The sequence below is a fragment of the Allocoleopsis sp. genome, assembly GCF_036703385.1.
Taxonomy (GTDB): Bacteria; Cyanobacteriota; Cyanobacteriia; order Cyanobacteriales; family Coleofasciculaceae; genus Allocoleopsis.
Genome location: NZ_DATNPA010000425.1, coordinates 1 through 4,483, shown reverse-complemented (window position 1 = coordinate 4,483; position 4,483 = coordinate 1). Strand labels below are relative to the sequence as shown.

The window sequence follows — 4,483 nt, the reverse complement described above, 5'->3', positions numbered from 1 at the left end:
GCTGTTTAGTCAGATTGTCAATCTTTTAAAATTCTAAAGCTCAGAATAAGCTCCGTAAAAAAATTTGCGATTGCTTTTTAAACGGTAGGCATTTAGCGCTGATTTATGAAATTATGATAAAGTCAGCAACTAGTAAACGTTTTTCTGGGTGTCAAGCCTTTGAACTATCCAAAAAGCGATCGCTTTTCAGATAGCACTCCTGAGGGCAAGTGCTTGTCCTGTAATGGCTGAGCTGTTTTATCCGGCTACAGGCTGAGTGCTGTGTAGATCTGAAAAACATTTGAAAAATAGCTGGGCAACATTGAACAGTACTGTCTCTCCGATCGGGAGTGCGTCAAGAGAGCAGATAAACCGTAGTTAAAATGAGATTTGACCTCAAATGAAGGTTTTGCTTGTATACCCTCTGTTCCCTAAAAGTTTTTGGTCTTTTGAAAAAGTTTTAGAGTTAGTCGATCGCCAGGTCTTACTACCACCTTTGGGCTTAGTGACAGTAGCGGGAATTTTGCCCCAAGAGTGGGAATTCAAGTTAGTAGACCGGAACGTTCCTGCTGTCACCGAGGAAGAATGGGAGTGGGCAGAAATCGTCATTCTCTCCGCAATGATTGTTCAGAAAAAAGATTTACTCCTACAAATTCGAGAAGCGAAACAGCGAGGCAAGCGAGTTGCCTGTGGTGGTCCTTACCCAACGTCTGTCCCTCATGAAGCCATAGAAGCAGGGGCGGATTACCTGATATTGGATGAAGGTGAGATTACCCTACCCCTGTTTGTCGAAGCGATTCAGCGTGGGGAGAAGGGAGGAATTTTCCGTGCGGGTGGCGAAAAACCCGATGTGACGACAACACCAATTCCCCGCTTTGATTTATTGGAATTGGATGCTTACGATTCCATGTCAGTACAGTTTTCTAGGGGTTGTCCCTTTCAGTGTGAATTTTGTGACATCATCGTCCTTTACGGTCGCAAACCTCGGACTAAGACCCCTGAACAACTTATAGCCGAGTTGGATTATCTCTACCAACTCGGATGGCGTCGTAGCATCTTCATGGTGGATGACAACTTCATTGGCAATAAGCGCAATGTCAAGTTATTCCTCAAACAATTGAAAGTTTGGCAAGCCGAACACCAGTATCCCTTCAGCTTTAATACCGAAGCTTCCGTTGACCTCGCCCAAGACCAAGAACTGATGGATCTGATGGTTGAGTGCAATTTTAACGGGGTGTTTCTAGGAATTGAGACGCCCGATGAAGCCAGCTTGGAACTGACTAAGAAATTCCAGAATACTCGCACCACGCTCAGGGACTCGGTAGAAATCATCACACGAGCAGGGTTACGGGTGATGGCTGGATTCATTATTGGCTTTGATGGGGAAAAAACTGGGGCGGGTTCGCGCATCGTCCAGTTTATCGAGCAAACGGCAATTCCCACAGGTCTATTTGGAATATTACAGGCTTTACCCAATACAGCCCTCTGGGAGAGATTAGAAAAAGAGGGACGCTTGCTTAGCAAAGGCAGCGATATTGACCAGGCGACGTTGATGAACTTTATCCCAACTCGACCTCTAGAAGAAATTGCCAGAGAATACGTTGAGGCGTTTTGTGAGCTATATGAGCCGGAGCGCTTTTTGGATCGTACCTATCGCCATTTCTTGATGCTAGGAGCACCAAAATGTAAGCCTCCTGCCAAAGTCCCAAGTGTAGTCGATCTCAAGGCACTGTTGATTATCGCTTGGCGTCAGGGAGTGAAGCGCAAGACGCGCTGGAAGTTCTGGCACCACCTATTTAGCATTATCAAGAATAACCCTGGTGTCTGGGACCATTACCTCACCGTCTGTGCTCACAACGAGCATTTTTTGGCGTATCGCCAGATTGTGCGCGATCAGATTGAAGCTCAATTAAGTGAGTTTTTCGCCCAAGAGGCGAAGTTAAAAGTGGATGAGATGGAAGACACCAGTCAGAAAGTCAAGGCGATCGCGAATTAGTTGCCATAGCCAGTTTTGAAGTGACTGATGTTCTAGGACATCAGTCTTGTCATTGCTTGGGTGTATCGGAAGAGGCTGTTTTATCCGGGTGCAATCCGATCTCGCTGTGTAAAGTCCAAAACAGCTTAGCGATGTAGAGCATGGCTGCCTCATCGTCAATGGTGCATCACCAAAGCAGACAAACTAAGAGTGCAAATTGAGGTTTGACGTTACGTGAAAGTTTTACTTTTATATCCCCTGTTTCCTAAAAGTTTTTGGTCGTTTGAGAAAACATTGGCGTTGCTGGGTCGTAAGGCAATGTTGCCGCCCTTAGGTTTAGTCACAGTAGCAGCCATTCTGCCCCAAACATGGGAATTTAAACTAGTAGACCGCAATGTCAGGCAAGTCACAGAAGCGGAGTGGGATTGGGCAGATTTAGTTATCCTTTCAGCAATGATCGTGCAAAAGGAGGATTTCCTCAGGCAAATTCAGGAAGCAAAACGGCGAGGAAAAGCTGTTGCTGTCGGTGGCCCCTACCCAACTGCCTTACCTGATGAAGCTAAATCGTCGGGCGCAGACTATTTGATTTTGGATGAAGGGGAAATTACCTTACCTCTATTCGTGGAAGCCATTGAACGGGGAGAAACAGAAGGGGTTTTCCGCAGTGGGGGAGAAAAGCCGGATGTGACGGAAACGCCCATTCCTCGCTTTGATTTACTAGAGTTTGACGCTTATTCCGAAATGTCAGTTCAGTTTTCGCGAGGCTGTCCCTTTCAGTGCGAATTCTGCGACATCATCGTCCTCTACGGCCGCAAACCTCGTACTAAAACCCCAGCACAACTCCTGGCTGAACTAGAACGTCTGTATGAGTTGGGTTGGCGGCGCAGCATTTTTATGGTGGACGATAACTTTATTGGCAATAAGCGCAATGTCAAGCTATTTCTCAAGGAATTAAAACCTTGGATGGTCGAGCACGGGTATCCCTTCTCGTTTGCGACGGAAGCCTCAGTCGATTTGGCAAAAGACCAAGAATTGATGGATCTAATGGTGCAGTGTAATTTTGGGGCTGTGTTTTTAGGCATTGAGACACCAGACGAGGAGAGTTTAGCCCTAACTCAGAAGTTCCAGAACACCAGAGACTCTCTCAGCGAGTCCGTACATGCCATTACGCGATCGGGATTGCGGGTAATGGCTGGGTTCATTATTGGCTTTGATGGCGAAAAAGCGGGGGCCGGTTCTCGTATTGTTCGCTTCGTTGAGCAAACAGCAATTCCCACAGCCCTCTTCAGCATGTTGCAAGCACTACCCGATACAGCCCTCTGGAACCGTCTCAAGCAAGAGGGACGCCTGCGTAGCGAATCTGCTGATATCAATCAAGCTACATTGATGAACTTTGTGCCAACTCGTCCCCTAGAAGAGATTGCCCGTGAATATGTCGATGCCTTTTGGCAACTGTACGATCCAGCACGCTTTCTAGATCGCACCTACCGCCACTATCGCATCTTAGGAGAGGCAACGTATCCCAAGAAAGGAAAATCCTCGAAGAAGAAGTTAAATTGGCCGGTGATTCGGGCGTTTCTTACCATTGGCTGGCGGCAGGGCGTTTTGCGCAAGACTCGTTGGCAGTTTTGGCGCAATTTATTGAGTATGTACCGACATAATCCGGGCGGTTTGAGTAGTTATTTATCCACCTGCGCTCAAATCGAGCATTTTCTCGAGTATCGCCAGATTGTTAAGGAACAGATTGAAGCTCAGTTGGCTGAATATCTGGCACAACAGGCGAAATCGCAATTATCCAGAGAAGAGGCAAAAAATTCCATGAGCATCACTGTTTGACTTCTGTCGTAAAAGTCAGAGGAGGGGTGCAACATCACTCAACGATAGGTTCTGGTTGATTGTGATACGAACGAGGTTGCTCTCTCCTCCAAGAGCGATCGCTTTGCTGATTGCTGACTAAAGTTAATACTAGAGACAAACAGAGTAAAGGTAAGGCTAGGGCAAAAACAATTCCTATCCAGGTACGGAGTCTCATCGGTTGTTCTAGGAAAAGGAAGAAACTTACTACTTCTCTATTCGATCGGAACAACCCGGAATGTTTAGAGTTCCCAGTCCTAACGCCACTTAAGACAACAATTGACTCCAATCGCTGAAGTGCTTGCTTGCACTCAAAGATCGCGGAGGACTTTCCTATGTCGCTTCAACTGACGAGTTAGGGGCTTGGGTACCTCGACAAGCTGTTCATCCCACTGTTGCTCTGCGATATTTGCCATGACGCTGAGAATGTCGAGCCAGCCAATGTTCTGCTGTTCTAAGTTCGCGATTGCCCCTCTCCATCTCTCTTTAATCTGGTGAGACTGAGGTAAAGGCGTAGTCTCGATAAAATCAATATGGGCTTCGTTGAAGTTGGGTATTTCGTCAGTAATTAGTGTAGAGTTCATCGTTCTGCCCCGATCGCCTATTGTGGATGTCATTGTTTATTAGTTCAAGTACTTGACTGAATTACCACCATCTAACGGGTGATTGTTACTC

The 4,483-nt window shown here is 46.6% G+C and carries 4 protein-coding genes; 2 read left to right on the top strand and 2 right to left on the bottom strand.

Annotated features, from left to right (window positions below; genetic code table 11):
• The first annotated feature begins 379 nt into the window (after positions 1-379).
• Both V6C93_RS21015 and V6C93_RS21010 read left to right on the top strand, forming a co-directional pair.
• Entirely contained in the window at positions 380-1,975 is a 1,596-nt protein-coding gene (locus tag V6C93_RS21015) for a B12-binding domain-containing radical SAM protein (protein ID WP_333478628.1), read from the top strand.
• A 213-nt stretch (positions 1,976-2,188) separates the two neighbouring features.
• Positions 2,189-3,790, top strand: coding sequence for a B12-binding domain-containing radical SAM protein (locus V6C93_RS21010; protein WP_333478627.1), 1,602 nt, complete (start codon positions 2,189-2,191; stop codon positions 3,788-3,790).
• Between the two features lie 34 nt (positions 3,791-3,824).
• Here V6C93_RS21010 and V6C93_RS21005 read toward each other — a convergent pair whose 3' ends face one another.
• Entirely contained in the window at positions 3,825-3,986 is a 162-nt protein-coding gene (locus V6C93_RS21005; protein ID WP_333478626.1) for a hypothetical protein, read from the bottom strand.
• Between the two features lie 133 nt (positions 3,987-4,119).
• Positions 4,120-4,425, bottom strand: a complete 306-nt coding sequence (locus V6C93_RS21000) for a hypothetical protein (RefSeq protein WP_333478625.1) — start codon at positions 4,423-4,425, stop codon at positions 4,120-4,122.
• Between the last annotated feature and the right edge of the window lie 58 nt (positions 4,426-4,483).